The 23829-nt window shown below is 71.3% G+C and carries 29 protein-coding genes, 1 tRNA gene and 1 pseudogene; 16 read left to right on the plus strand and 15 right to left on the minus strand.

Annotation, left to right across the window (positions count from 1 at the left end; all coding sequences use genetic code 11):
- Positions 1 to 8: 8 nt before the first annotated feature.
- Positions 9 to 269 (minus strand): hypothetical protein, encoded by a 261-nt coding sequence (locus tag AB0B76_RS28000; protein ID WP_360381040.1) that lies wholly within the window; start codon positions 267 to 269, stop codon positions 9 to 11.
- 103 nt (positions 270 to 372) lie between these two features.
- Between AB0B76_RS28000 and AB0B76_RS28005 the strand changes: the two genes are divergently transcribed.
- Positions 373 to 639: a DUF4287 domain-containing protein gene (locus AB0B76_RS28005; RefSeq protein WP_360381042.1), complete on the plus strand. Its 267-nt coding sequence runs from the start codon at positions 373 to 375 to the stop codon at positions 637 to 639.
- A 9-nt stretch (positions 640 to 648) separates the two neighbouring features.
- Complete coding sequence (locus AB0B76_RS28010) at positions 649 to 1398, plus strand: MerR family transcriptional regulator (RefSeq protein ID WP_360381045.1); 750 nt, start codon at positions 649 to 651, stop codon at positions 1396 to 1398.
- 18 nt (positions 1399 to 1416) lie between these two features.
- Here AB0B76_RS28010 and AB0B76_RS28015 read toward each other — a convergent pair whose 3' ends face one another.
- The gene (locus AB0B76_RS28015; RefSeq protein WP_360381048.1) at positions 1417 to 1599 is read right to left on the minus strand and encodes a hypothetical protein; all 183 of its coding nucleotides are present in this window, start codon (positions 1597 to 1599) and stop codon (positions 1417 to 1419) included.
- Between the two features lie 5 nt (positions 1600 to 1604).
- Positions 1605 to 1982, minus strand: coding sequence for a hypothetical protein (locus AB0B76_RS28020; RefSeq protein WP_360381051.1), 378 nt, complete (start codon positions 1980 to 1982; stop codon positions 1605 to 1607).
- Positions 1983 to 2742: 760 nt separating this feature from the next.
- On the opposite strand from AB0B76_RS28020, the gene AB0B76_RS28025 reads away from it, so the two are divergent.
- The gene (locus tag AB0B76_RS28025) at positions 2743 to 2940 is read left to right on the plus strand and encodes a hypothetical protein (protein ID WP_360381053.1); all 198 of its coding nucleotides are present in this window, start codon (positions 2743 to 2745) and stop codon (positions 2938 to 2940) included.
- An 86-nt stretch (positions 2941 to 3026) separates the two neighbouring features.
- On the opposite strand, the gene AB0B76_RS28030 is transcribed toward AB0B76_RS28025, so the two are convergent.
- The gene (locus AB0B76_RS28030; RefSeq protein ID WP_360381056.1) at positions 3027 to 5081 is read right to left on the minus strand and encodes a cellulose binding domain-containing protein; all 2055 of its coding nucleotides are present in this window, start codon (positions 5079 to 5081) and stop codon (positions 3027 to 3029) included.
- 124 nt (positions 5082 to 5205) lie between these two features.
- Here AB0B76_RS28030 and AB0B76_RS28035 point away from each other — a divergent pair, with 124 nt between their 5' ends.
- From AB0B76_RS28035 to AB0B76_RS28045, 3 genes are all read left to right on the plus strand, one after another.
- Positions 5206 to 5754, plus strand: a complete 549-nt coding sequence (locus AB0B76_RS28035; protein ID WP_360381058.1) for a hypothetical protein — start codon at positions 5206 to 5208, stop codon at positions 5752 to 5754.
- A gap of 154 nt (positions 5755 to 5908) precedes the next feature.
- Positions 5909 to 6259, plus strand: coding sequence for a hypothetical protein (locus tag AB0B76_RS28040; protein WP_360381061.1), 351 nt, complete (start codon positions 5909 to 5911; stop codon positions 6257 to 6259).
- Positions 6260 to 7010: 751 nt separating this feature from the next.
- Complete coding sequence (locus tag AB0B76_RS28045) at positions 7011 to 7145, plus strand: hypothetical protein (RefSeq protein ID WP_360381064.1); 135 nt, start codon at positions 7011 to 7013, stop codon at positions 7143 to 7145.
- Positions 7146 to 7265: 120 nt separating this feature from the next.
- Here AB0B76_RS28045 and AB0B76_RS28050 read toward each other — a convergent pair.
- The 4 genes from AB0B76_RS28050 to AB0B76_RS28065 all read right to left on the minus strand — a co-directional run bounded on the left by AB0B76_RS28050 (position 7266) and on the right by AB0B76_RS28065 (position 9740).
- Positions 7266 to 7338: transfer RNA gene (locus AB0B76_RS28050), tRNA-Arg, on the minus strand.
- A gap of 147 nt (positions 7339 to 7485) precedes the next feature.
- Positions 7486 to 8268 (minus strand): single-stranded DNA-binding protein, encoded by a 783-nt coding sequence (locus AB0B76_RS28055; RefSeq protein ID WP_360381066.1) that lies wholly within the window; start codon positions 8266 to 8268, stop codon positions 7486 to 7488.
- A 142-nt stretch (positions 8269 to 8410) separates the two neighbouring features.
- A complete protein-coding gene (locus AB0B76_RS28060) occupies positions 8411 to 8602 on the minus strand; it encodes a hypothetical protein (protein WP_360381069.1) in 192 nt (63 codons plus the stop codon).
- Between the two features lie 130 nt (positions 8603 to 8732).
- Complete coding sequence (locus AB0B76_RS28065; protein ID WP_360381072.1) at positions 8733 to 9740, minus strand: nitronate monooxygenase; 1008 nt, start codon at positions 9738 to 9740, stop codon at positions 8733 to 8735.
- A 96-nt stretch (positions 9741 to 9836) separates the two neighbouring features.
- On the opposite strand from AB0B76_RS28065, the gene AB0B76_RS28070 reads away from it, so the two are divergent.
- The 5 genes from AB0B76_RS28070 (at position 9837) to AB0B76_RS28090 (ending at position 15088) form a co-directional block, all read left to right on the plus strand.
- Positions 9837 to 10730, plus strand: coding sequence for a helix-turn-helix domain-containing protein (locus AB0B76_RS28070; RefSeq protein WP_360381075.1), 894 nt, complete (start codon positions 9837 to 9839; stop codon positions 10728 to 10730).
- Positions 10731 to 10787: 57 nt separating this feature from the next.
- Positions 10788 to 12314, plus strand: a complete 1527-nt coding sequence (locus AB0B76_RS28075) for an alkaline phosphatase D family protein (protein WP_360381078.1) — start codon at positions 10788 to 10790, stop codon at positions 12312 to 12314.
- 13 nt (positions 12315 to 12327) lie between these two features.
- Positions 12328 to 13512 (plus strand): hypothetical protein, encoded by a 1185-nt coding sequence (locus AB0B76_RS28080; RefSeq protein WP_360381081.1) that lies wholly within the window; start codon positions 12328 to 12330, stop codon positions 13510 to 13512.
- 295 nt (positions 13513 to 13807) lie between these two features.
- The gene (locus AB0B76_RS28085; RefSeq protein ID WP_360381084.1) at positions 13808 to 14497 is read left to right on the plus strand and encodes a DsbA family oxidoreductase; all 690 of its coding nucleotides are present in this window, start codon (positions 13808 to 13810) and stop codon (positions 14495 to 14497) included.
- Between the two features lie 114 nt (positions 14498 to 14611).
- On the plus strand, positions 14612 to 15088 hold the full coding sequence (locus AB0B76_RS28090; RefSeq protein ID WP_360381086.1) for a GNAT family N-acetyltransferase: 477 nt from the start codon (positions 14612 to 14614) through the stop codon (positions 15086 to 15088).
- Positions 15089 to 15232: 144 nt separating this feature from the next.
- Here the strand turns inward: AB0B76_RS28090 and AB0B76_RS28095 are convergent, their stop codons facing one another.
- Positions 15233 to 15757: a hypothetical protein gene (locus AB0B76_RS28095; protein ID WP_360381088.1), complete on the minus strand. Its 525-nt coding sequence runs from the start codon at positions 15755 to 15757 to the stop codon at positions 15233 to 15235.
- Positions 15758 to 15923: 166 nt separating this feature from the next.
- Here AB0B76_RS28095 and AB0B76_RS28100 point away from each other — a divergent pair, with 166 nt between their 5' ends.
- The 3 genes from AB0B76_RS28100 to AB0B76_RS28110 are packed head-to-tail and all read left to right on the plus strand — an operon-like array spanning position 15924 to position 18689.
- Positions 15924 to 17303: a ferric reductase-like transmembrane domain-containing protein gene (locus AB0B76_RS28100; RefSeq protein ID WP_360381091.1), complete on the plus strand. Its 1380-nt coding sequence runs from the start codon at positions 15924 to 15926 to the stop codon at positions 17301 to 17303.
- Between the two features lie 16 nt (positions 17304 to 17319).
- Positions 17320 to 17907: an FMN-binding protein gene (locus AB0B76_RS28105; RefSeq protein WP_360381094.1), complete on the plus strand. Its 588-nt coding sequence runs from the start codon at positions 17320 to 17322 to the stop codon at positions 17905 to 17907.
- Positions 17908 to 17918: 11 nt separating this feature from the next.
- Positions 17919 to 18689, plus strand: coding sequence for an FAD:protein FMN transferase (locus AB0B76_RS28110; RefSeq protein ID WP_360381096.1), 771 nt, complete (start codon positions 17919 to 17921; stop codon positions 18687 to 18689).
- 26 nt (positions 18690 to 18715) lie between these two features.
- On the opposite strand, the gene AB0B76_RS28115 is transcribed toward AB0B76_RS28110, so the two are convergent.
- The 5 genes and pseudogenes from AB0B76_RS28115 to AB0B76_RS28135 all read right to left on the minus strand — a co-directional run bounded on the left by AB0B76_RS28115 (position 18716) and on the right by AB0B76_RS28135 (position 21316).
- Positions 18716 to 19075, minus strand: coding sequence for a DUF1801 domain-containing protein (locus tag AB0B76_RS28115; RefSeq protein ID WP_360381099.1), 360 nt, complete (start codon positions 19073 to 19075; stop codon positions 18716 to 18718).
- 67 nt (positions 19076 to 19142) lie between these two features.
- The gene (locus AB0B76_RS28120) at positions 19143 to 19766 is read right to left on the minus strand and encodes a hypothetical protein (RefSeq protein WP_360381101.1); all 624 of its coding nucleotides are present in this window, start codon (positions 19764 to 19766) and stop codon (positions 19143 to 19145) included.
- Positions 19767 to 19897: 131 nt separating this feature from the next.
- Positions 19898 to 20488, minus strand: a pseudogene (locus AB0B76_RS28125) (serine/threonine-protein kinase); the annotation flags it as partial.
- A gap of 15 nt (positions 20489 to 20503) precedes the next feature.
- Complete coding sequence (locus AB0B76_RS28130; protein WP_360381104.1) at positions 20504 to 20731, minus strand: hypothetical protein; 228 nt, start codon at positions 20729 to 20731, stop codon at positions 20504 to 20506.
- 90 nt (positions 20732 to 20821) lie between these two features.
- Entirely contained in the window at positions 20822 to 21316 is a 495-nt protein-coding gene (locus AB0B76_RS28135) for a GNAT family N-acetyltransferase (protein WP_360381107.1), read from the minus strand.
- A 30-nt stretch (positions 21317 to 21346) separates the two neighbouring features.
- On the opposite strand from AB0B76_RS28135, the gene AB0B76_RS28140 reads away from it, so the two are divergent.
- Together AB0B76_RS28140 and AB0B76_RS28145 are read left to right on the plus strand one after the other, a co-directional pair.
- Positions 21347 to 22063 (plus strand): M50 family metallopeptidase, encoded by a 717-nt coding sequence (locus tag AB0B76_RS28140; protein ID WP_360381110.1) that lies wholly within the window; start codon positions 21347 to 21349, stop codon positions 22061 to 22063.
- Between the two features lie 124 nt (positions 22064 to 22187).
- Positions 22188 to 22823, plus strand: coding sequence for a hypothetical protein (locus AB0B76_RS28145; RefSeq protein ID WP_360381113.1), 636 nt, complete (start codon positions 22188 to 22190; stop codon positions 22821 to 22823).
- Here the strand turns inward: AB0B76_RS28145 and AB0B76_RS28150 are convergent.
- Positions 22807 to 23829, minus strand: coding sequence for an EAL domain-containing protein (locus tag AB0B76_RS28150; RefSeq protein ID WP_360381115.1), 1023 nt, complete (start codon positions 23827 to 23829; stop codon positions 22807 to 22809). The genes AB0B76_RS28145 and AB0B76_RS28150 overlap by 17 nt on opposite strands.

Raw genomic sequence — 23829 nt, forward strand, 5'->3', positions numbered from 1 at the left:
CGCGAACGTCAGGAGCCGGCCAGATCGGTCGCGATGCGGCGCAGGACGTCGGCCGGGGCCTCGCCGGTGTGGCGGGAGTGGTCCAGCAGGATCAGCGCGGCCAGGTTCGTCATCCCGGTGAAGGCGCGGCCGACGTCCGCCACCGCGTCCTCGTCGCCGATCATCTGCTGCAGGTAGCCGCTGCGCGTTGCGCCGTCCTGGGGGGCCTGGAAGAGCAGGGTCAGCACGCCGATGGCGTTGCGGGTGTCGTCCAGGCGGCGCTCGTCCATGGCGAACACAGTACGGCCGAAAAAGGTTGGCGGAGCTGTCGAAAGCGCGTGGGTGACTTCGACGCAGGGGTGAAAGCAGGCCCGAAGGCGAAGGAGAACCGCGATGTCGTTCCAGGCTTACATCGACGCGCTCGAGACCAAGACCGGCATGACCCCGCGCGCGCTGCTCGGCGTGGCCGCGGCCCGCGGGCTGGAAGGGCCGCAGGTCAGGGCGGGCGCGGTCATCGACTGGCTCAAGGAGGACTACGGCGTCGGGCGGGGGCACGCGATGGCGCTCGTGCACGTGATCAAGAACGGGGTGACGATCCCGGGCAAGCACGTCGGCGGCGCCGACACGGTCTGGTTGGACGGCAAGGCCGCCCGGCGCTAGAACTACTGCGTGATCACGATCGGCCAGCTCGCGGCCTACGCGGGCGTGACGACGAAGGCCGTGCGCCACTACCACGAGCGGGGGCTGCTGGCGGAGCCCGAGCGGGACTCCTCCGGCTACCGCTGCTACGGCGCCGAGCACGCGATCGCGCTGGTGAAGATCAGGACGCTGGCCGAATCGGGTGTACCGCTCGCACGCATCCAGGAACTGCTCGCGGCCGGGCCGGAGGAGTTCGCGGCGGCGGTGGCGGAGATCGACCGGGTCCTGCGCGAGCGCGCCGAGGAGCTGCAACGGGCGCGGGTGCGTATCGCGCGGCTCGGCTCCGGTGACCGGCTGTTCGTGTCCGAGGAGGCCGCCGGGTTCCTCGAGGCGCTGGCCGAGTCGGGGGTGAGCGCCCGGACGGTGCAGATGGAGCGGGACGTGTGGATCCTGCTGCAGTCGGTGTCGCCGGCGGAGGCGCGGATCTGGCTCGCGGACAAGCTCGCCGCGTTCGAGGACCCGGAGTTCCGGGCGATCTACCTTGTGTACGACGCGGCGTTCGAGTGGGCGGCGGACGATTCGCGGCTGCCGGGGCTCGCGGAGCGCACGGCGGCGTGGATGCTGCAACGGCCGGAGCCGGAGATGACGCAGGATCCGGCGATCGCGCAGCTGGTCGCGGCGACCGCGGGGCTGAACTCCCCGGCGTGGACCAGGCTGACCGAGCTCACGCGGCAGGCCGCCGTGCGGACCACGACGGCGCGGCAAGAGCAAACGCCGTAGGCAAAGGAAATACCGGACTCAGGCCGCCTGCCGCAACGGGCAGCGCGCCGGCGCCGACTCCTCGACCTCCGGCACGGCCTCGACGCCGTGCACGCGGCCCTCGATCACGTGGCCCTGGATCAGCCCCATGAGCAGGTGCTGCGGCACCCGCTCGTAGCGCACGTCCATGGGTTCCCGGCGGATGATGAGCGTCCAGCGCATGGAATTCAGCCTCGCTCTCTGCGGGTTGACGGCTTGAGGAACTTCAGGCCGGTGAAGAGCACCCCGGCGCCGACGGCCACCGCGAGCAGCAGGCCGAGCGGGTTCGGGCCGTCGTCGTCGCGACTGACCACGGCGACCACGGTGAGCGCGGCGATGGCGGGGATGACGCTCGCCGCGAAGGCCAGGGTCGGCCCGAGGTCGGCCCGGACCCGGGCCGCCCACGACACCGCGATGCGCAACGGCGTCACCACGGCCTCGGCCCGCAGCTCGTCCTGCGGCTGCAGCGGCGGCTCATAGGCTTTCCGGGTCGGCATTTCCGCCGACAGGTCCAGCTGATCGTCAGCCTCCGGCTGCGGCTGGCCACCCTCAGTGGAAGTCGTCACCCTTGGGGCTCCTCCATCGTCGAGCGGGTCGGGTCGCCGGCCCGTTGCAGGATTGGCACACGCCTATCCCGGACGGTTACGCCGTTGCGCTGTGTAGCCGTCTCGCGAGGGAGCCTAACCGATCGACATCACAATGCCTACAGATTCAGTCACATCTCAATATGTCTTTTGGTCCCACAAAACTGCACGTCACAGTCCATCACTGCACCGTAACAGGGTGTACGCAGGTGAGATCCACTCACGATCGCAGGGCCGGAGATTCGCACCTGTTGGTAGTAGGCAAATATACGGAGCGTATGAACGAAAGTCGCCCGCCACGCGGGTGAGACCGGGTGAAATGGCTGTTCGGGGCGGCATTCAAGTACTCCCAGCCGTGGACGCAGGACGCCTGTACGGCTAGCGTTAGCCCCACATGACGCACACCTAGTGCGACTAATACGCGCATCGGGGGTTGAACCGCGAGGTTGAGGGTCACGTACCGATTACAGGAGGCGTTCGGTATGGCAGGCTCTACCTCAGGTGAGAAGTCACACACCCACGGTGACCAACAGAAGAGCGACGCCTCGTGGGCCGAGGCGCCGCTCCTGTCCAGTCCACGATCAAGCCGAGGACAGACATCATGAGTGTGCTACACAACGTGTCGAAAGAAACACAGATCGATGCCGACGGTCGGAATGCTGACACTCCGCGGCGGGGTTCCAAGCAACCGCCGCAGCCGCCCGAGCGCAGCTCCGCGCACACCGGAGGGTCGCTGACGCGCGTGACCGCCAACTTCACGCCCCGCGGCATGGCGGCCCTCGACCGGGTGTCGGAGAAGACCGGAGACTCGCGCACCGACGTGCTCAACCGGGCCGTCATGGCGTACGAGACGCTGCTCGAACTCATCGAAGAGGGCGACGGCCGCTCGCTGCGGGTCAAGATCGGCGACGAGGTCCGAATCCTGCATTTCCTGGGCTGAGCGACTGGCCGAGCGAGTCGGCCGAGCTACGACGAAGCGCCGCGGACCGGCCGGGGTCCGCGGCGCTCGTCGTTGTGCAGGGTCGATCAGCCGGCCGAGCAGACGTTCCCGTTCAGCGTGAACGCCGCCGGCAGGATGTTGGGGCCGCTGTACGCGCCCACGAACCCGATGCTCGTCGTCGCCCCCGGCGCCAGGTTGGTGTTGAAGTCCGCCGGCGTCACGCGGACCGTCGCGCCCGTCTGCGTCCAGGTGCCGTTCCAGCCGCTGCTCAGGCTCTGCCAGCCCGTCGGCCACGAGAAGGTCAGCGTCCAGTTGTTGATCGCGGCGGTACCGGTGTTGGTGATGTCGATGTTCCCGACGTACCCGTTGCCCCAGTCGTTGGCGTCCGCGAACTTGACGCTGCACGTGCTCGTCGCCGGGGCGCCCGTCCGGAACGTGAGCGGCGGCGAGGACCAGCTGGCCCGGCCCGAGCCGTCGCGCGCCACGATGTTTATGGTGTACCGCGTGCCGGGCGTCAAATTGCCCGCGGTGTACGACGTCGACGTGGTCTCGCCGAGCTGCTCGGAACGGGCGCCGACCTGCCGGTACACCTCATATTTCACGCCCGCCTGCGAGGCCGGCCAGGTGAGCGTCGCCGTGCGGTCCGTGACGGCCGTCGTCGACGGGCGGCCCGGCGCCTTCGGGGCGTTCGCCTGCGACGTGGCCGGGTGCAGGGTGAGCACGGTCAGCGAGTACGGCGCCAAAGTCTGCGCCGCCGCCGTGCCCGTCTGCGCGCTGGTGATGCCGCTCGCGCCGTTCAGGTACGACTCGACCGCCGGGGCCGCCGACGAGGGGGTGTACCCGTCATAGGCGATCTTTACCGCGTGGCTGTTCGCCGGGTCCATGTTCACGAGCAGCAGCGTGAGGTCGCCGTTGGCCCGGCGGGCCGCGTGCGCCGCGACGAGCGGGTCGTCGGTACCGGCGCGGATGAGCTGGTCGCCGGGGCGCGCGAAGGAGTGCATGAGCTTGAGCGCGTGGTACGGCGCGAACGGGGTGTTCTTCGCCGGTTCGCAGACCGTCCCGTCGGAAGTACAGTTGCCGCTCGAAAGCATTCCGAAGTCGCCGTAGTCGGTCTGGCCGGCGACGGTGCTCACGGTGCCGATGCCGTTGTGCACGTCCCACCAGTCGACGGTGAAGACGCCGTTCTCGATCATGGCGCTGTAGGTCTGGGCCAGGAACAGCGCGCCCGGCTGGGTGTTCTGCCCGACGCCCACGTTCGTCTCGGTGAGGCTGATGCCGATGCGGCCGGAGCCGGCCCCGGCGTACTTCGCGATCTGGTCGCGTGCCACGTACATGATGTCGTCGATCTGGCCCGGCTTGGTCAGCGCGTCGGCCTCGCCGTTGCCGCCGGGGTACCAGTGCAGGTCCACGAAGTCGATGGACGGGCCCGCGATCGACAGCACGACCTGGTTCCAGGAGCCCGCGTCGCCGCCCCCGACGAGCGCGTCGGGCCAGTTGGCCGGGGTGGTGAGCACCGCGCCGATCTTGATGTTGGGGTCGACGGCCTTCATCGCCTGCGAGTACGCCACGACCTCCTCGGCGTACTGCTTCGGGCTCTTGTCGGCGTGGTCGTCGGCCTCCCAGGCGGTGCCGTAGTGGCCGTTGCCGTAGTTCTCGTTGCCGATCGTCCACCAGTTGGCGTGATAGCCCTTGGTGATGTTCGCGTACCGCACCCAGTCCGCCGCCTCCTGCGCGGTACCGGTGCCGTAGTTCGCGATGATCATCGGCTGGGCCCCGATGCGCTTGGCGCCCGCCATGAACGTGTCGAAGTCGGTGTTCGGGGCGACGTACCCGCCCGGTGCGGTGTGCGTCTGCCAGTGGTAGATGTCGGCGTAGGAGCCGCCCGGGTACCGCACCATGCCGACGCCCGCCGCGCCCAGCAGGTCGGACACCGCGGTGGTGCCGAGCTCCGAGTCCCAGATCGCGTGGTTTACGCCGAGCGCGGTGTCGGCGACGGTGGCCAGCCCGGCCCGGGTGTTGACGGTGACGTTTGTCGGTACGGGATCGGCGTACGCGCTGGACAGCGGCAGGCTGCTCAAAGCGCCGGCCGCGACGAGCAGTGCGAACGCACCGGCGGCGCGGCGCACTGAACTCTGGGGCATGGCGGCGGACCTCTCGCTCGGAGTGTGAAACGCTTCGATCCGGAAGCTGAGTCCGGCCCGGTCCGCCTTGCAAGCGCCTGCCCGGCTTGTCGGGATTTGTCAACGTGATCGCGGAGAACCTTTCATGGACGCGCTCGATCTCCTGGCCGCACACCACGTGCAGGGCATCGCGAAGCTGCGCGGCCACCTGACCAACAACCCGAGCCGCGACGAGCTGCGCCACGGCCTGCTGCAGGCCCGCCTCGCCGCGCAGGCCCTGCTGGCCGGCGTCCGCCCGGTGCTGGAGCCGCCGGTGGGTGACCTCCTCCTCGGCGACGTGCTGCTGGAGGTGCGCGGCCTGAACCGCGCCGGCGGCGGTACGTCACGCCGGCTGGTCCGCGCGATCGAGCTGAAGGCGAAACAGACCCGCACCGCCCCGGCCGTCTGGGTGTGGATCGAGGACGACGGCGCGTTCGCGGGCCTGGACGACACGGCGGTCCCGGGCCTGGAACGGGTCTTCGCGACCTGGCCCCACCTGGACGGCGTGGTCCTGTCGGGCGAGGTGCCGGTCGCCTTTCCGCGCGCGGTGCACTTCGGCCCGCAGACGGTCGTGCACCGCCCGGACCTGAGCCCGGCCCGGTACGCACTGATCCACCGCCTGTGCACCGCCGGCGGCCGTCCCCCGTGCGCTTGAGCCCGGTGGTGTAAACAACCGGCCATGGTGCAACCCGGACGAGTTCGTATGGACGGGCGTCCTTTCTTGACGCCTCGGGCATTGTTTTCCGGGTACAATATAATTACGTTCGTAAATACATATCGCGACAACTGTGCATGGAGGAGGAGACGGAATGCAGAGCAGGAGACGAACCGGGCTGGCCGCGGCGCTATCGGTTGTCGTCACGGCGGGCGCCGTCGCGGTGGCAACGCCGGCCATGGCCAACACACGCGACAACGCCAACTCGTACATCAACACGAGGACGAACCTCAACTCGGTCCCGGGCGCGGCCGGCTACTTCTGGGCCAACAGCGGCGTCGGGGTGTGGATGGACTGCTGGACCCAGGGCCCACTGGCGGACGGTCAGTACAAGTGGTTCCACGTGACGGTCCGCGACGGCACCGGCTACGGCACGCCCGGCTACGTTCCGGCCCCACGGGTCAGCAACCAGTGGACATCCTCGCCGCTCTGCCCGCCGTGGTGATCCGCGTTCGTCGGAAGTTCCTATAGTCCGGACCAGGCGGCGCACCAGCACAAACACCGCCGAGCTACACGTTCTCCCCTGGTGGTTGGCCACGTATTTGCCGTTCGCGCCGCAGCCGTGACTGTTGGTCGCCCAGTGCCCACCATCGTGGGCGGCTGCGCTGACGTTCCGGCGGCTCGGGTCCGGCGATGTTCTCGGGCGGGTACCAAACGCCCCGCCACACCGGCACTCCAAGCGTCGTCCAGCCGCCTGGCAGCGCTCCGGGTTGGAAGTCCGTCAGATCTGGATCCTCGACCACCCTCGCCACGGGTGGCACGTGCTGTCCGTACCGGTGCCTGAGGATCTCCACGCAGTCGTCGACGTCGTGGCCAGTGACGCCCACCAAAGGGGGCCAGGCGTGCGGGCAGCTTGCGGAGATGTCGAAGTGGAACCGGTACCTGTGCATCTCTCCCCGGCCGCAGTTCGTCGCCGCATCGACTAGACCGCTCATTACAACCCGGACATAACTGAAACGCCTACTGGTTCGAAATGACCGGTGTCGCGCACTGAGCGGTCTTGACAAGTTGTGTACGACGATTGCTTTGCTGAGTATCTGGAGCACATGAAGGTCCATCACCTCTGCCCCACTGATACGCCACGGTTCCGGCTCGTGGATCTTGCAACGAGCCACCGGCGAACTCAACGACTTCCAGTGCGGTCAACGCCCAGCGAACCACCACTCGGAGTCGTGCGCGCGCTGCCCCATCGAGGCGTGTGGACCGTCATGGCTCATCCCCAGGTCGCACCGCACGGCGAGCTGGAACCGTTGCGCGAGCAACCTGCCGGCGCAACCATCGATGCGGATCTCAAGGCGGTGGATCCGCCCGGCCCGAACTCCGGCGACTGATGCGAACGCGAGGAAGCCGGTGATCTGGCCCGCGAAGCGAGGCCAGTGGCTGCGTAGCAGCCATGGGGGGTGCGGGGTGGGAACCCCCCGCCCCGCGCGCCAGCGCGGAGAAATACAGCGTGCGCCCGGTAGGACTCGAACCTACGACCTTGGGATTAGAAGTCCCCTGCTCTATCCACTGAGCTACGAGCGCATGTCGTCGCACAGGCTACCGCCATACCGCGGGGCCGTGCTGAAGACCTGCCTAAGAACAGCATGTGGCCGGTTCGTGGGCAACCGGGTTGACGGCGGGCCGACGCCGCGGACGGGGAAATGCGCGCGCCGGCCCGCCGCCCGGTCCTCAGACGCCCGCGGGCACGCGCGTACGCGGCCTCCGCCGTGCCCGTGGGCCGGGACCAGCCTCCGCCGCCTCCTCCTCGACCTCGTCATCCTCGACGGAGTCGGCGGAACCGGAATCGGGGGAGTCCGAGGAGTCGGGGGAACCCAAGGAATCGGGGGAACCCGAGGAGTCCGGGGAATCGATGGACGGGGCCGCGGTCTCGAAGGCCGCCGCCAGGTCGTCGGACGCGGCCAGCGAAGCCAGGATCTCCTCCGCGAACGGGTCGCCGTCCTCGACCAGGGTCACCACGCCGCCGAGCTCCGGGTCGAACGCCTGGCGCCGCGGCAGGCCGTTGATGTCGTCGGCCGGGACCGTCGGGGCGTCGCCGATGCGCGCGTCGCCGAGCTCGTCGTCGATCGAGCTGGTCGCGGTGTGGGCCCTGATGCGCGCGAACTTGGCGCGGCCGCGGGACAGGTCGTGGCCCACCGTGTGCGCGTCGAGCTCGTAGCTCACCCGGCGCACGTGGTCCTCGGTCTCCCAGTCGCGGCTGTACAGCCGGCCGGTCACGATGACCGGGTCGCCGACCTGCACGCTGCGGGCCACGTTCTCGGCGAGCTGGCGCCAGCAGTTCACCCGCATCCGCAGGCTGTCCCCGTCGACCCAGCGGCCGTCGCCCCGGTCGAAGCGCCGCGACGTCGACGCCACCTTGAAGCTCGCCACCAGCGTCTGGTTGTCGTCCACGAGTCGCCGGCAGTCCGGGGTGTTGAGCACGTTGCCCACGACGGTGACCTTGGTCTCGAACACGGTCGATCTCCCTCCACGTTCTCCTTGCGGTGTCGGGAGAGAGCGTGCGGGAAACCGGGGGCGCGGCGCTTGGCGCAAGAGCTGATTCTGTGGACGGCGAGGCGCTTGGGGACGGGGTCGCGCCGTACCGCCGGATCTGTTATCAGACCCGGAACTGCCTGACGAGTCCGTGCAGCTCACGGCTCGCGGTGCGGGTGTCCTCGACGCCCTCGGTGGTGACGCGCGCGGCCGCCGAGATGCCGGCGATGTTCGCGGAGTGCAGGGCCCGCAGCGGCCGGATGACGGACAGCGACAGCGCTGTGGCGAGCAGGATCGACAGCGCCAGCGCGATCACGCCGACCACGTCAACCAGCCGCTGCGTCCGGTTCGCGCGCCCGCCGGCGGGGCCTGGTGCGCGGCCGCCTCCGCCCGTTTCGCCGAGGCCAGGAGCGCGTCGACGCCGCCGGCGACTTGAGCGCCAAATGCTATCGGGCCGACCAGGCGCCGCCGAGGAGCTTCTCCGCCTCCGCGGTCATCGAGGCGATCACGTCCGCCGCGGGGCGGATGTCGTGCACCAGGCCCACGCCCTGACCCGACAGCAGCGCCATCTCCTCCAGGTCCCCCGTCGTCGCGTCGCGCATCGGCACGAGGTTGGAGAAGCGGTGCATCGGCATGCGCCGGCCGCCCAGTACCGTCTCGCCGATCACCGGCAGCGGGGAGTCGGGGATGTCGTCGGTGCGGCCGGCCCACTCGCGCACCACGCGGTTGCGCAGCACGCGCATCGGGTTGAACTGGGGCGTCTCCGGGCCGAACAGCGAGGTGCGCTCGGTGTCCTCGGCCGCCGCGAGCACCAGGCGCTGCTTGTACCCGTCGTGGGCCGCCGACTCCACCGTCGCCACGAGCCGGGTGCCCACCCAGGCGCCGTCCGCACCGAGCAGGAGCGCCGCGGCCAGGCCCCGGCCGTCGGCGATGCCGCCCGCGGCCAGCACGAGGGCGCGCTCCCCCACGGCGTCGGCGACCAGGGGCAGCAGGGCGAACAGCGGCAGCGTCGAGGCGTTGTGGCCGCCGGCCTCCTGGCCCTGGGCGACGACGGCGTCGGCGCCGCCGTCGACCGCGGCGCGGGCGGCGTCCACGGAGCCGACCTGCTCGAAGACCTTGACCCCGGCCGCGTGCAGGCGGTCGATCCAGGCCTGCGGCGGGTGGCCCCAGTGGAACGAGGCGACCTCCACGCCCGCGGCGCAGGCGGCGTCGATCTGCTCGTCGCCGGTGAACGTGGTGATGAAGTTGACGTTGAGCGGGCCGTCGGTGCCGGACCGGATCGCGGCGATCGTCGCGGTGAGCGCCGGCGCGGGCATGAGCCCCACGCCGAGCGAGCCCAGCGCGCCCGCGTTGCCGACGGCGACGGCCAGGTCGGGGGTCATGCCGACGAATGCCATGCCGGCCTGGGCGATCGGCGTGGTCAGGCCGAACGCGTCGGTGAATCTCGTCCTCATGCACCCACCGTGTCGGAAGCCCGTCGCAACCATGTTGCGGCGAGTGCAGGGCGACGTTGCATGGCGTGCAGGGTCGTGCAACCGACAGGGGGAGCGATGCACTGGTCGACGGGGGACCGGGCGCCGGGCGAGCAGTTCGCGTACTGGCGGGAGCTGATCTGCGCCGCCTTCCTGGCCCTCACGCCGGAGTCGGACCTGCGCGGCGGGTTCGCGGGCGACGTGCGGCAGTGGCCGCTGGGCGGGCTCGCGCTCGCCCGGATCGCGTCGCAGCGGCAGACGGTACGGCGCACCGAGGACGACATCGCACGCTCGCCGGTGCATGGGTTCTACGCGAACCTCCAGGTGCGCGGCACCAGTCTCATGGCGCAGGGCGAGCGGGTGACCCTGCTGCGCCCGGGCGAGCTCGGGCTGGTCAACACCGACCGGCCGTTCCGCTTCGAGTTCGGCTCGGACTTCGAGCAGCTGTCGTTCTTCGTGCCGTCCGCGCTGCTGCCGGGGCCGGTGCCGACCGCGGCCGCGGTGCCGACGCGCGCCGGCGTGGGCGCGGCGGTGCGGCTCGCGCTCGAGTCGGTGCCCACCGTGCGGCGGCCGGAGCGGCTGGCGGTGCACGCGGCGGGGATGCTCGCCGTGGCGCTCGATCCGACGCTGCTGCGGCCGGTACGGTCGCCCCGAACGCACGCCGCGGCGCTCGCCGACATCGAGGAGCACCTCGGCGACGACGACCTGTGCCCGGCCGCGACCGCGCGGCGGCTGGGCGTGTCCGTGCGGTTCGTGCACGGGCTGTTTGCCGGGACACCCGAGTCGTACGCCGGGACCGTGCGCCGGCTGCGCCTGGAGAAGGCCGCCCGGGACCTGCGCGACCCCGCCCGGGGACATCTGCGGGTCATCGACATCGCCACCGAGGCTGGGTTCGTCAACGTCGCGAGCTTCCACCGCGCCTTCCGCAAGGCGTTCGGCAGCACCCCGCATCAGGTGCGAACACATCCGTAGACATCTATACAACGCGCGGCCATGCTGTGTTCATGACCGGACTCGATGGTGTGCCCCATGAATAGGCTCAGCCGCCGCACGTTCGTCCTCGGTGGGGTCGCCGCCGCCGGGGCCGTGGTCGCGCCCCTGCAGAGCGCCAGTGCCGCCGTCCCCTACCCGTTCCAGCTCGGTGTCGCCTCCGGCGAGCCGGACGCGAGCAGCGTCGTGCTGTGGACCCGCCTCGCACCCTCCCCGCTCAACGCCGACGGGCAGGGCGGAATGGCCAACGCCGACGTCGCCGTCGACTGGCAGGTCTCCACCACCAGCGCGTTCACCTCGCTCGTGGCGTCGGGCACGGTCACCGCCCGCTACGCCGCGGCCCACTCGGTGCACGTCGTCGCCGGGGGCCTGCAGCCGGACGCGGAGTACTACTACCGCTTCCGCGCGCAGGGCTACATCTCGCCGGTCGGGCGCACCCGCACCGCGCCGGCGCTCAACACGCTGGGCCGCGACTTCGTCATGGCCTTTGCGTCGTGCGCGCACTACGAGTCCGGTTACTACACCGCCTACCGCCGCATCGCCGACGACCGCCCGGACCTGATCCTGCACCTGGGCGACTACATCTACGAGGACGCCGCCACCGCCGGCTCGCTGCGCCAGCACGCGGGGGCCGAGATCGTCTCGCTGGCGGACTACCGGCGGCGGTACGCGCAGTACAAGTCCGACCCCGACCTGCAGGCCGCGCACGCCATCGCGCCGTGGCTGGTCGTGCCGGACGACCACGAGGTCGAGAACAACTACGCCAATATGACGCGCGCGGACAGCAGCCCGGCGCTGACCACGGCGCAGTGGACGGCCCGGCGCACCGCGGCGTACCAGGCGTACTACGAGAACATGCCGCTGCGCCCGGCCAACGCCAACAGCGGCAACAGCATCCCGCTGTACCGCCGCGTCCGCTGGGGTCAGCTGGCCGTCTTCCACATGCTCGACACCCGGCAGTTCCGCAACGACCAGGCCTGCGGCGACGGGTGGAAGGTGTGCGCCGACGCGGACCTGGCCACCCGCAGCCTGCCGGGCACCGCGCAGGAGGCCTGGCTGCTCGACGGCCTCGGCCAGCACCTGGCCAACTGGGACATCATCGGCCAGCAGGTGTTCTTCGCGCGCCAGTTCGACTCCGCCGGCGCGAGCAACATGGACGCCTGGGACGGCTACCGGGCCTCGCGGGCGCGCATCCAGCAGGGCTGGGTCGACCGCGGCGTGCGCAACCCGCTGGTGCTCACCGGCGACGTGCACGCCTCGTGGGCCAACAACCTCAAGGCCGACTACGCCACCGCGAGCTCCGCGGTCATCGGCACCGAACTGGTGTGCACCTCGATCACGTCGGGCGGCAACGGTACCGCGGACACCGCGATCCCCAACGCCGCGACCAACCCGCACCTGAAGTTCTACTCGAACCGGCGCGGCTACGTGCGCACGAACGTCACCCAGGCGCAGGTCACCGCCGACTTCCGCGGCGTCGCCTCGGTCACCGAGCACGGCGTCGCCGCCACCACCCTCAAGTCGTTCGCGATCCTCGACGGCCGCCCCGGCCTCCAGGCCCTCTAGGAGTTCAGCGCAGATGCAGGCCATTCTCGCCGCGGCCCTCGCCGCGGCCTCGATGACATGGACGACCGCCAACAGCACCGCGACCGGCGACCAGGACACCGCCGCGATCGCCGCCAACCGCAACGGCCAGGTCGCCGTGGCGTGGGAGGACGACCGCGACACCACGGACCCGGCGAACAACAGCCACTCGGACATCTGGGTCCGCCTGTTCACCAACGGGGTCTCGAAGTACGAGCTCAAGATCTCCGCGGGCGGCAGCTCGAACTGGACCCACCTCTCTCCCGACGTCGGGCTCGACGACAAGGGCAACGCGGTCGTCGTCTGGGCCGAGGACGGCGACGGCAACGGGGTCTTCAACATCCAGTACCGCGTGATCTCCCCGACCGGCACGATCTCCGCGTCCGGGCGGGCCAACGCCGACACGGCGGGCGACCAGATCGCCCCGAAGGTCGCGGTGGACCCCGACGGCGCCCCGACCAGCGGCGCGGTGGCGTTCACCGTGGTCTGGGAGGACGTGCAGGGCAGCACGTACACGGTCAAGGCGGCCGGGTACACCGGCCCGGCCACCAAGGCCTACGAGGTCTTCGCGTCGCAGCAGACCGGCCAGCACCACCGGCCCGACGTGGCCGTCTCCGCCTCCGGCGACGCGCTGGTCGTGTGGGACGAGGACGCCGACGCCAACGGGTACTACAACATCGGGCTGGTCGGCCTGGCCAAGGCGAACGGGGCGGTGAACCTGTCCCGGCGTACCGCGAACAGCCTCGGCGACGGCCAGCAGCGCCACGCCGCCGTCGCGGCGGACTTCAACGGCGACTTCGCGGTCGCGTGGGAGTCCGACCACACCGGTACCGCGGGCGTGTGGACGCGCTCGTTCGGCCCCGGCGCGGTCGCGCGCGGCACCGAGGTGCTCGTCGCCGACGGCGGGGCCAACCCGGCGATCGGCGTCGACGGGCAGGGCGGCACGGTGGTCGGCTGGTCGGCGACCGACCTGTACTGCCGGGGCTTCAACGCCGATGGCACGACCGCCGGCCGCCTGCCCGCGCAGGTGCTCACCCAGACCACGACCGGGCGCCAGGAGCAGCTCGGCGTCGCGGTCGACAACTGGGGCGGGTTCTCGGTGGCGTACACCGACGACAACGACGGCAACACGTTCGACCAGGTGATCCTGGGCACCGGCGGGATCAACGCGGACTGGTGAGGATGACCTCCTTCACCCGGGTCCGCAGCCATCGGTGAGCACCGTCGGCGTCGAACCGGGCGTGCCAGGCCTGGGCCAGTTCGAGAGGGCAGGTCCAGGCCCGGCACGCGCTGCGGGACGAGGTTCAGCGCCTCGACGGTCGCCCGTTCGGCGCGGCGGTGGTGACGATGTGGCCCGCCGGGCGACGAGATGCCGGGCGCTCCATTAGCCCGACATCTCGGACATTACCCCATATAGCCGGGCACCAGTCGTGCGCTATTGTTGAAGCGTCAACCAGCGGTAAGGGAGCGCGCACATGATCCAGGTCGAGGTCTGGTCCGACATCGTCTGCCCGTGGTGCTACATCGGCAAGCGGCGCCTCGAGCGGGCCCTCGCCGGCCACTCCGGCGAGGTGTCGGTCGAGTGGCGCAGCTTCCAGCTCGACCCGTCGACCCCCACCGGCGACCCGCGCACGGTCGCCGAGTCCCTCGCCGCGCGCAAGGGGCTCTCGGCGAGCCAGGTCAAGGGCATGTTCGGGCACGTGACGGCGATCGCGGCCGAGGAGGGCCTGGCGTACGACTTCGACCGCGCCCGCACCGCCAACACCCTGGACGCGCACCGGCTGCTGCACTTCGCCAAGGCCGGCGGCCGCCAGGGCGAGCTCAAGGAGCGGCTGATGCAGGCGTACTTCACCGAGGGCGCCGACGTCGGCGACCACACGGTGCTGGCGTCCCTCGCGGCGGAGGCCGGCCTCGACGAGGTGGCGGCCAAGCAGGCGCTCGCCGACGGCTCCTACGCCGCCGACGTCGAGGCCGACATCGCGCAGGCCCGGGCGTACGGCATCAGCGGTGTCCCGTTCTTCGTCTTCAACCAGAGCCTGGGCGTCTCCGGGGCCCAGCCGCTGGAGGTCTTCGAGCAGGCGCTCGCCCAGAGCTCGCTGACCATCCTGCGCGCCCCGGCCGGCGCGGCCTCGGGCGAGTGCACGGACGACTCCTGCGCGATCTGAGCGCGGAATTCTAGGCGCTGCCGGCCCACAGTCAAGCGGTGGATGCAGCGCCGTGAACATGAGTGACTACTTTCCGGCAGGCACACCCCCCGGGTCCGGTTCTAATCTGCATGCATGAGCGCTGATGTGCTGCACAGCTACCGCATGCAGGTCGCCCGGGGGGTGCGCAGGCTTTCGCCGGACGACACCGAGCAGGTGGCCGGGCTGCTGGAGAGCGACGGTCATCCGCAGACCGAGACGAACGTCGCCGAGCGGCTGCAGCGCTGGTGCGAGCACCCGGACGGGGCCGCCTTCGTGTGGGACGAGCGGGGGCAGCTCCTGGGCGTCATCGCCGCGCACGTCATCCCGTCGTTCGAGGTCGACGGGGCCTGGCTGCGCATCGTCGCCCTGGCCGTGGCCGAGTCGGCGCGCGGGCGCGGGATCGGCACCAGCCTGGTCGCCGCGGCCGAGACGTTCGGCCTGATGCGCGGGTGCGCCAGCGTGGAGGCGACGAGCCTGCGCACGCGCGAGGGGGCGCACGCCTTCTACCGGGCGCTGGGGTACCAGGACCGCACCGACGCCGCGGGCCGCTTCCAGCGCCGCCTGCCCTGACGCCCGTTCTTTGCGGGCGCCGGGCCCCGCGGCCGCGGCCTTTCCGGCCGGCCGCCGCCCCGGCGCGACTGTTTCCGGTGGACGCCCGGAGGCGGGCCGTCAACCGTCCGATTTGTGAGATTTTGCAGGCCGAGCGAAAGAAGATCAGGCCTTCAGACGGGTCCCGACCGCCGTCGCCACCTTCACCAGACCGTCCTCCGCGCCGGCCGGCAGGTCTCCCCCGCCGAGGTTCAGCACGGAGAGCACGACGATGAGGTTGCTGACCCGCATGCTGATCACCTGGGGCGAGCCGATCGCCTGGGTGCGCTGCCGGATCGCCTGGTCGCCGACGCCGTCGAGCCGCTCGGTGTCCCCGCCCGCGACCGCGGTGAGGTAGCGCGACGCGAGCTCCGGGCCGCCCACGGTGCCCCGCTTGGTCACGAGGGTGTACCCGACGTTGACCTGCACCTGCCCGTCCGACGCGGTGCAGTTGTCCCCGTCCGTCTCGACCTTGGCCGCGGCGAGCACGGGCGCGAAGGTCGCCGGGTCGAGCACCGCGCAGCCGGGCACCGCGCCGAAGCGCCCCGCCTCGGCGAAGGCGCCCAGGGAGTACGCCATCCCGAGGCCGGTCGCGGCCACCGCCGCGAGCACCGCCGCCGAGACCAGGACAATTCGCCAGAGCCTGCGCATCGTCGCAGTCTACGGTGGCGAAACCGTCGCACCCGCGTGCGAACATGTCCCCCGCAGGCCGCCCTGTGCGCAACCTGAAGTCCCGATTAAGCCCGTGGCCCGGCGGCCGAGGGTCCTGGTATCACACATGACAGTGGAACCGCATGCACAGTACGCAGAGACAACGATGACCGTCCCGAGACAGCGCCCGGCCGGATCTCTCGCCGCCCCGTCGGCGCGGCCCGTCGAGCACAACAACGCCGGACGGTTCCTTCTGCGCATCCTCTTCTGGGGCGGCTTCGCGCTGGCGGTGCTGCCCTGGTGGCTCGCCACGAAGCCCGGCTCGATCGACACGTCGGCCGACGTGCTCCAGGCCGCCGGGCGGGTGACGGGCCTCATCGCGGGCTATCTGCTGCTGATGCAGGTCATCCTCATGAGCCGCCTCGGCTTCCTGGAGCGCTGGATCGGCGCCCGGCACCTGGGGCTGTGGCACCGCGAGCTCGGCGGCTCGGTGCTGGTCACGATCCTGGCGCACGCCGCGCTGATCACGGTCGGCTACGCCTACGCCGACGACGTCGGGTTCACCAGCGAGCTGGGCACGCTGCTGACCGACTACTCCGACATGGTCACCGCGTTCATCGCCGCCGGCATGCTCGTGTGCATCGGGCTGCTGAGCATCCGCGGGCTGCGCCGGGCCCTGCCCTACGAGCTGTGGTACTTCCTGCACCTGACCGCCTACCTGGCGCTGCTGCTCGGCTTCGCGCACCAGTTCTCCAACGGCCAGGAGCTGTTCCGGCCGGGGCTCGGGCGCACGGCGTGGATCGGGTTCTACGTCGTCACCGTCGCCGCCGTGGCGCTCGGCCGGGTCTTCGGGCCGCTCTGGCTCAACCTGCGGCACCGGCTGCGCGTCGCCGACGTGGTGGCCGAGGGGCCCAACATGGTGTCGATCTACATCACCGGCGCCCGCCTGCACGACCTCGACGCCCAGGCCGGGCAGTTCTTCCGCTGGCGGTTCCTGGGCCGCGGGCTGTGGTGGCAGGCGCACCCGTTCTCGCTCTCGGCCGCGCCCAACGGCCGCTGGCTGCGGCTCACCGTGAAGACCGTCGGCGACCACACGCAGCGGCTGCGCGACATGCGGCCGGGCACCCGGATCTTCGTCGAGGGCCCGTGGGGCGACTTCACCGCGAGCCGCCGCGTCAAGCAGCGCGCGCTGCTCATCGCGGCCGGCAGCGGCATCGGCCCGATCCGCGCCCTGCTGGAGGAGCTCCCGCCCGGCGCCATCGTCATCTACCGCGCCAGCGCCGTGCACGACCTGCACCTGCGCCACGAGCTCGAGCACCTGTCGGAGCTGCGCCACGCCCAGCTGTGGTTCGTGGTCGGCGACCGGCGCGAGCCCGGTCCGCGCCGCCTGTTCACGCCGGGCGGCATGCGCGACCTCGTCCCCGACATCTCCGAGCGCGACGTGTACCTCTGCGGCCCCGACGGCCTGATCCAGCAGTCGCTGCAGGTCCTGCGCCGCCTGCGGGTCCCCCGCCGCCAGGTCCACCTGGATCCGTTCGAGTTCTGAGGAGTTGCAACCGCACATGCGACGCGCCCTGATGGCCCTGATGGGCACCGCCGCGGGCACCGTCCTGCTCGTGGGGGCGAAGGCGGGCTTCAGCAGCCCCTCCAGCGACCCGGCGCTGCAGCCGCAGTCGGCGCAGAGCCCGGTCCCGGGCACGTCCGCGGGCCCGTCGCAGGCCCTGCCCGCGGGCGCGGACCCGGCGGGCGCGGGCGCCCCGGGCGCGTCCCCGGCCGCCGGAAAGACGACCCAGCCCGCGGGCACGAAGACGACCGCCCCGGCCGGGAAGCCGGCCACGACGGCCGCGAAGCCGCCGCGCACGACGATGAAGGACGGAACCTTCAACGGGAACCCGATCTACGTCGAGTACGGCAACGTCGAGCTCTCCATCGTCGTGGCCGGCGGCAAGATCACCGACGTCAAGGTGCTCGACTCGCCGAGCGATCACTCCCGCTCGGTCCAGATCAACAACTCGGCCCTGCCCAAGCTGCGCGCCGAGGCCCTGGCCGCGCAGAGCGCCAACATCGACACCGTCTCCGGCGCCACGTACACCAGCAGCGGCTACAAGCTCTCCCTCCAGTCCGCCATCGACCGGGCCTTCCAGGCCTGACCCTCGCCGCGATGACGCACAGCCTCGTGCGGGTCGAGCACGTCATGGGGATGGCCGTGACGCTGAACCTGGACGGCGACGACCGGCCGGTGTACGAGCTGGAGCGCCTCGCCGACGACGTGTTCGCCTGGCTGCGGCGGGTGGACGAGATCTTCAGCACCTACAAGCCGGAGAGCGAGATCAGCCGCCTGGGGCGCGGGGAGGTGCGGCGCGCGGACTGCTCGCCGCTCGTGGGCGAGGTGCTCGACCGGTGCGCCGAGCTCTGGAACGCCACCGGCGGCTACTTCGACGTCAACGCGGGCGGCCTGCTCGACCCGTCCGGCTACGTCAAGGGCTGGGCCGTCCAGCGCGCCGGCGACCGGCTCCGCGCAGAGGGCGCGGTCAACCACTGCCTCAACGCCGGCGGGGACATCGTCGTGCGCGGGGCCCCGCGCGGGCGCGAACGGTGGCGGGTCGGGGTGCGCCATCCGTGGGAGCCGATGGCGGTGGCGTGGGTGCTGGAGGTGACGGACTCGGCGGTGGCGACGTCCGGCACGTATGAGCGGGGGCTGCACGTGCTCGACCCGTTCACGGGCCGGCCGGCGGGCGAGCTGTGCTCGGTCACCGTGGTCGGGCCGGAGCTGGGCACGGCCGACGCGTATGCGACGGCGGCCCTGGCCATGGGCCGGCCCGGCATCGACTGGCTCGCCACCCTGCCCGGCCACGAGAGCGCGGTGGTGACGCGGGACGGGCAGGCGCTGCGCTCCGACGGCCTGCCGGTCGCCCCGCCGAAGCCCCGCTGAGTCTGCGCGGCGAGCGGCGGACGGGCTCAGGCGACGGCGAGGTCCAGGTATTCGATCAGGTGCTCGTGGTTGGGGGCGCTGTCGTCGGGCTTGAACCGCAGATACCGCAGCCGCTTGCCGGTGCCCTCCAGCAGGCCGTGCGGGTCAGGCAGGTCGGCGCCGCGCTCGAAGCCCACCGATACGGACTCGGCGCCGGGGAAGACGGCCGCGATGTAACCGCGCGACGGATGGTGGAAGCCCAGGCCGTGCCAGCCGCGGTAGACGCGCTCGGTCAGCTCCGGGCGCGCGGCCAGGATGACCTCGCGCAGGTGCCGGGTCAGCGCCCCGATGTCGGCACAGTGCTCCTCGAGCAGTTCCTCGAACCCCGCTGGGGCATCACCCGTCATGCCCACACCTCACCACAGGGGTACGACAAATTCCGGCCCGATTTCCTGCCTGCCGGGATGGCGGCCGCTACCAGTCGAACTCCAGGCCGCGGACCTCGCCGCCGGGCAGCAGGGCGCGGTTGGTGTACACCCACTTCTCCTCGACCACGTAGCGGTGCCCGCGCGGCAGGCGCACCTCGAACGGGCCGCAGGTGTGGTCGGGCGCGAAGTCGGTGAACATGAGGCCGTTGCAGTCGTGCGGGCCGTCGACGCGCTCCCCGGAGCCGGCGTCGAGCACCGACATGCTGACGTCGGCCTGCGCGCCGGGGATGCTCTCCATGTGCCCGATGACGCGCACCTGGTCGGGGGCGAGGGAGTGGCAGGGCTTGGCGAGGGCCGGGTGGCCGAGGTCCCAGGTGTACTGGTCGTTGCAGATGTACGGGCCGAAGACGACCGAGGCCTCGGCCTGCGCGCCCGGCTGGACGGACACGGCCGGGCTCTTGTCGTCGGTGCGCAGCGCGCCCGGGCTGCGGCTGGCGGGCCCGGACGCGGCCCCGGCCCCGCGCAACGCGCCGGACGGGAGCGCCAGGGGGGCCGGGGTGGTGTGCGCGCCCTCCGCGGCGCCGGTGGCCCGGTCGCCGCGGTGCAGGTACTGCCAGGCGGGGACGGCGAGCAGGGCGAGCGTGGCGAGCACCACCGCCAGCAACGCCATCCGGGAACGTCCCGCGGCCGTGCGCGGCCGTTGCAGGGCGGCTGGATCGTGGTGAGGCGCTCCTCCACCGGCTGCGGCGGGAGCGCGGGCTCGCCGGCGGTGCGGCGGGCCACGGCGCGCAGGGTGGTGGCGAGCTCACGGGCGGTCGGGCGCCGGCCGGGGCGCTTGTCCATGCACTCGACCACGACCTGCCACACGGCGTCGGGCAGGCCGGGCACCCGGCACGGGGACTCGTCGACGTGGCGGCGCAGGATGGCCCACGCGGGGCCGCCGGCGCAGGTGGGGCGGCCCGTGGTGAGCTCGAACAGCACCACGCCGAGGGCGTAGATGTCGGCGGCCGGGGCCGGGCGGCCGCCGTAGACCGCCTCCGGGGCGACATAGTTGGCGGTACCCACAAGAGCCCCCGGCGTCGTCATGCTGGGGGTGTCCAGGACCCGCGCGATGCCGAAGTCGGTGAGCCGGCAGTGCGGCGCGCCGTCGACCCGGTCGAGCAGGATGTTGTCCGGCTTGAGGTCGCGGTGCACGACGCCGCGGCGGTGCGCGGCCGAGAGCGCCGCGGCGACCTGCCCCAGCAGCGTGGCCGCCTCGGCCGGGGCCAGCGTCCCCCGTTCGTGCAGGTAGTCGCGCAGGCTGCCGCCCTCGACGAGGTCCATGACCAGGCCGAGCGACGTGCCGACGGTGACGAGGTCGCGGACCCGGACGATGTGCGGGTGGCGCAGCATCCGCAGGATCGCGCGCTACTGCACGAACCGGTCGACCGCCTTGGGCTCGGACATGAGGTCTTCGCGCAGCAGCTTGACCGCGACCTGCTCGTCGCCGACCAGGGCGCGGGCCCGCCACACGGTGCCCGTTCCGCCGCCGCCGATCGGCTCGACCAGTTCGTAGGCGTCACCGATGCGAAAGCCGGTCAGGTCACCGCTGTGCTGACCTTCGGTCTCGTAGCGCGCGTCGGGCGGAGTACCCATCGAGGTATTGGTACAGAACGCAAGATGAAGGTCACAAGTTGTACCAGCAGATACGCCACCCAAGGGGGATCTGCCGGCCGTTGCCCGCCATCACAGGTACCGATGCATGATATGGAAGTCGACCATCCCGTGTTTCGTGCTCTGAAAACCGTCGGGGATCGTGCCCACGATGAGGAACCCGAGTGAGCGCCAGAGCCGCACCGCCACGGTGTTCGTCGCGACCACCGCGTTGAACTGCATCGCCGTGTAGCCCAGCGCGCGGGCCCGGTCGAGGCAGTGCTCGCCCAGCGTGCGCCCGAGGCCCCGGCCGCGGGCCCGGGACGACACCATGAAGCTCGCGTTGGCCACGTGGGCGCCGAGCCGGCCCTTGTTCGGCCCGGTCTTGTACATCCCGAGCACCTCGCCGCCCTCGACCGCCACCCACTGCTCCCACGGCGGCGCGAGCAGCCAGTGCGCCCGGGCGTCGGCCTCGGTCGAGTCCGGGTCGTTGTCGTAGCTCTCACCGGCCGCGACCACCTCGTGCCACACGTCCCACACACCCGGCCAGTCGGTGTCCGCAAAGCGCCTGATCTCCACGCTGTTCATTCAACACGCGAGATGGCAGGCTCTGCATTCGTGTTCGACGTGTTGCAGGATGCCCTCGGCCGCCAACCGTCCCCGCCGCGCGAGGTGGTCATCGCGACCGCCGCGGCCGCATTGCTGGCGGTGCTGCTGCGCCCGCTGTGGAAGGTCATGCGCAACTTCGTGACGATCGCGCACGAGGGCGGGCACGCGCTCGCGGCCGTGCTCAGCGGCCGCCGCCTGTCGGGCATCCGCCTGCACTCCGACACGTCCGGCCTGACCCTGTCCCGCGGCCGCCCCAACGGCCCCGGCATGGTCGTCACCGGCCTGGCCGGCTACGTCACGCCGTCGCTGCTGGGCCTGGCCGCCGCGGCGATCCTGGGCGCCGGGCGGATCACGATCCTGCTGTGGCTGCTGCTGGTCCTGCTGGTGCTCATGCTGATCATGATCCGCAACCTCTACGGCGTGATCTCGGTCGTCGTCGCCGGGGCGATCATCTTCGCCGTGTCCTGGTTCGCCGACCCGAAGATCCAGGGCGCGTTCGCGTACGCGTTCGCCTGGTTCATGCTGCTCGGCGGCGTGCGCGCGGTGTTCGAGCTGCAGCAGTCGCGGTTCCGCCGGCAGGCCCCCAACTCCGACGCCGACCAGATCGCGCGCCTCACCCGTGTCCCGGCGATCATCTTCGTCGGCTTCTTCGTGATCGTCGTGCTCGGCTGCCTGGTGTTCGGTGTGCGGCTCATGCTGGGCCCCGTCGAGGACCTCATCGGCTGATCGTTCTCGATCTCACCGAGCGTCATCGGTCACTGTCCCACCGTCCGATCAGGGTGGGCATCCTTGCGCGGATCCATTAGAATGTATGTACGAAAGACGCTCTTGACCTGGGAGGAGAGCGCCAGTGACCGCGCCCGTAACCACCACCGGTTCCGTCCCCTATGCCACCCTGCTCAGCTTCACCCGCTACGTCGGGCGGACCGGCCCGCGCAAGGCGAGCTTCGTCGGCGGCCTGCGCCGGCAGCGCGAGTCGGGGCACGGCTTCAACCCGCACGGCCAGCTCGTGAAGGCCCTGAAGGCGGACATCCAGTTCCGGACCGGCGGCACCTATCTCAACGCCGTCGTCGACCAGGTCAACACCCGGTGGAAGCCACTGTACGAGGCGGTGGTCCCCGGTGCCCTGCGCTACCTCGAGTCCATCCCGACGCCGGTCGAGGTGACGCCGACGCGCGACGCGCTCGGCATGATCGGGACGCTCCCGGTGAAGATCAACCCGCACTTCGGCCTGCGGTATCCCGACGGGCGCGGCGAGGCGGTGCGGCTGCACTTCGACGAGGACCCGCCCCAGGACGAGGCGGCGGTGGCGACGATGCACCTGATGGCGCGGCACATGGATCTGGTGCTGCCCAACGCGACGCCGGTGCTGGTGGATCTGCGGCGCGGGGAGGTGCTGCGGCCGGCGGCTGGGGTCAAGGTCGATGAGGTGGAGCGGTGGCTCGCCGGGGAGGCGGCGGCGTTCTCGGCTATGTGGGCGGCCTGAAGAACCTTTTCTCCGGGGGGAGTTTGCCTCTTCCATGACCCCCACGCTGGGGTTTGTTAGGAGTTGCGGCACTTAAAAGCTTTACTCGCCCCCCAAAGTGCGGAAGCGGGTGCGTTCTGCCATCCCCCCGGTGGGCGCGCCCGCTTCCGCATGGGCCAGTTGGCTGGTGCACAGCGGGGGGATCTCGGTTGGGGGTAGTGGGCGAGAGAAGTGGAAGCCCTGGGCCAGGTGGGTAGCCCAGTTCCAGCAGGCGGGCCGCCTGCTCCGGGGTTTCCACGCCCTCGGCCACCGCCTCCAGGTGCAGGGCCTGGGCGATCTCGCTGATCGAGGTGGCGATCGCCTCCTGCTCGACCGTGCCCGTCACGCCGTCCACGAAGGACTTGTCGACCTTCAGGACGTCCACCGGGCACGTGCGCAGCAGGCCCAGGGACGAGTGGCCGGTGCCGAAGTCGTCCAGGGCGATCTTCACGCCCCGGTCGTGCAGGGCGCGCACGGTGTCCAGGGCTCGGCCGCCGCCGAAGACGGCCGTCTCCGTGATCTCGATGTTCAGGCGGGACGGGTCCGGGCCCGTTTCCTGCAGGATGGACTCGACCGCCGGGACGAACGACGGCTCCAGCAGCTGGCGGGCCGAGGCGTTCACGCTCATCTTCGCGGGGGCCGCGGCGCCCAGGGCGGCCGTCCACTCGGCGGCCTGGAGGCGGGCCTCGCGCAGGACCCAGGCGCCGACGGGCGCGATGAGGCCGGTGCGCTCGGCCATCGGGATGAACTGGGCCGGGGAGACCAGGCCGCGGGTCGGGTGGCGCCAGCGGACCAGGGCCTCGACGCCACGCACCTCGCCGGCGGGCAGGCCGACGATCGGCTGGTAGACCACGGTCAGCTCGTCGCGGTCCAGGGCCTGGCTCAGCTCCGCGGCCAGCTGGGCGTGCTCGACGGCGGGGGCGTCGAGCTCCGGGCGGTACTCGACCCAGCGGCTCTTGCCGAGCTCCTTCGCGGCGTACATGGCCAT

Source organism: Dactylosporangium sp. NPDC049140, assembly GCF_040648435.1.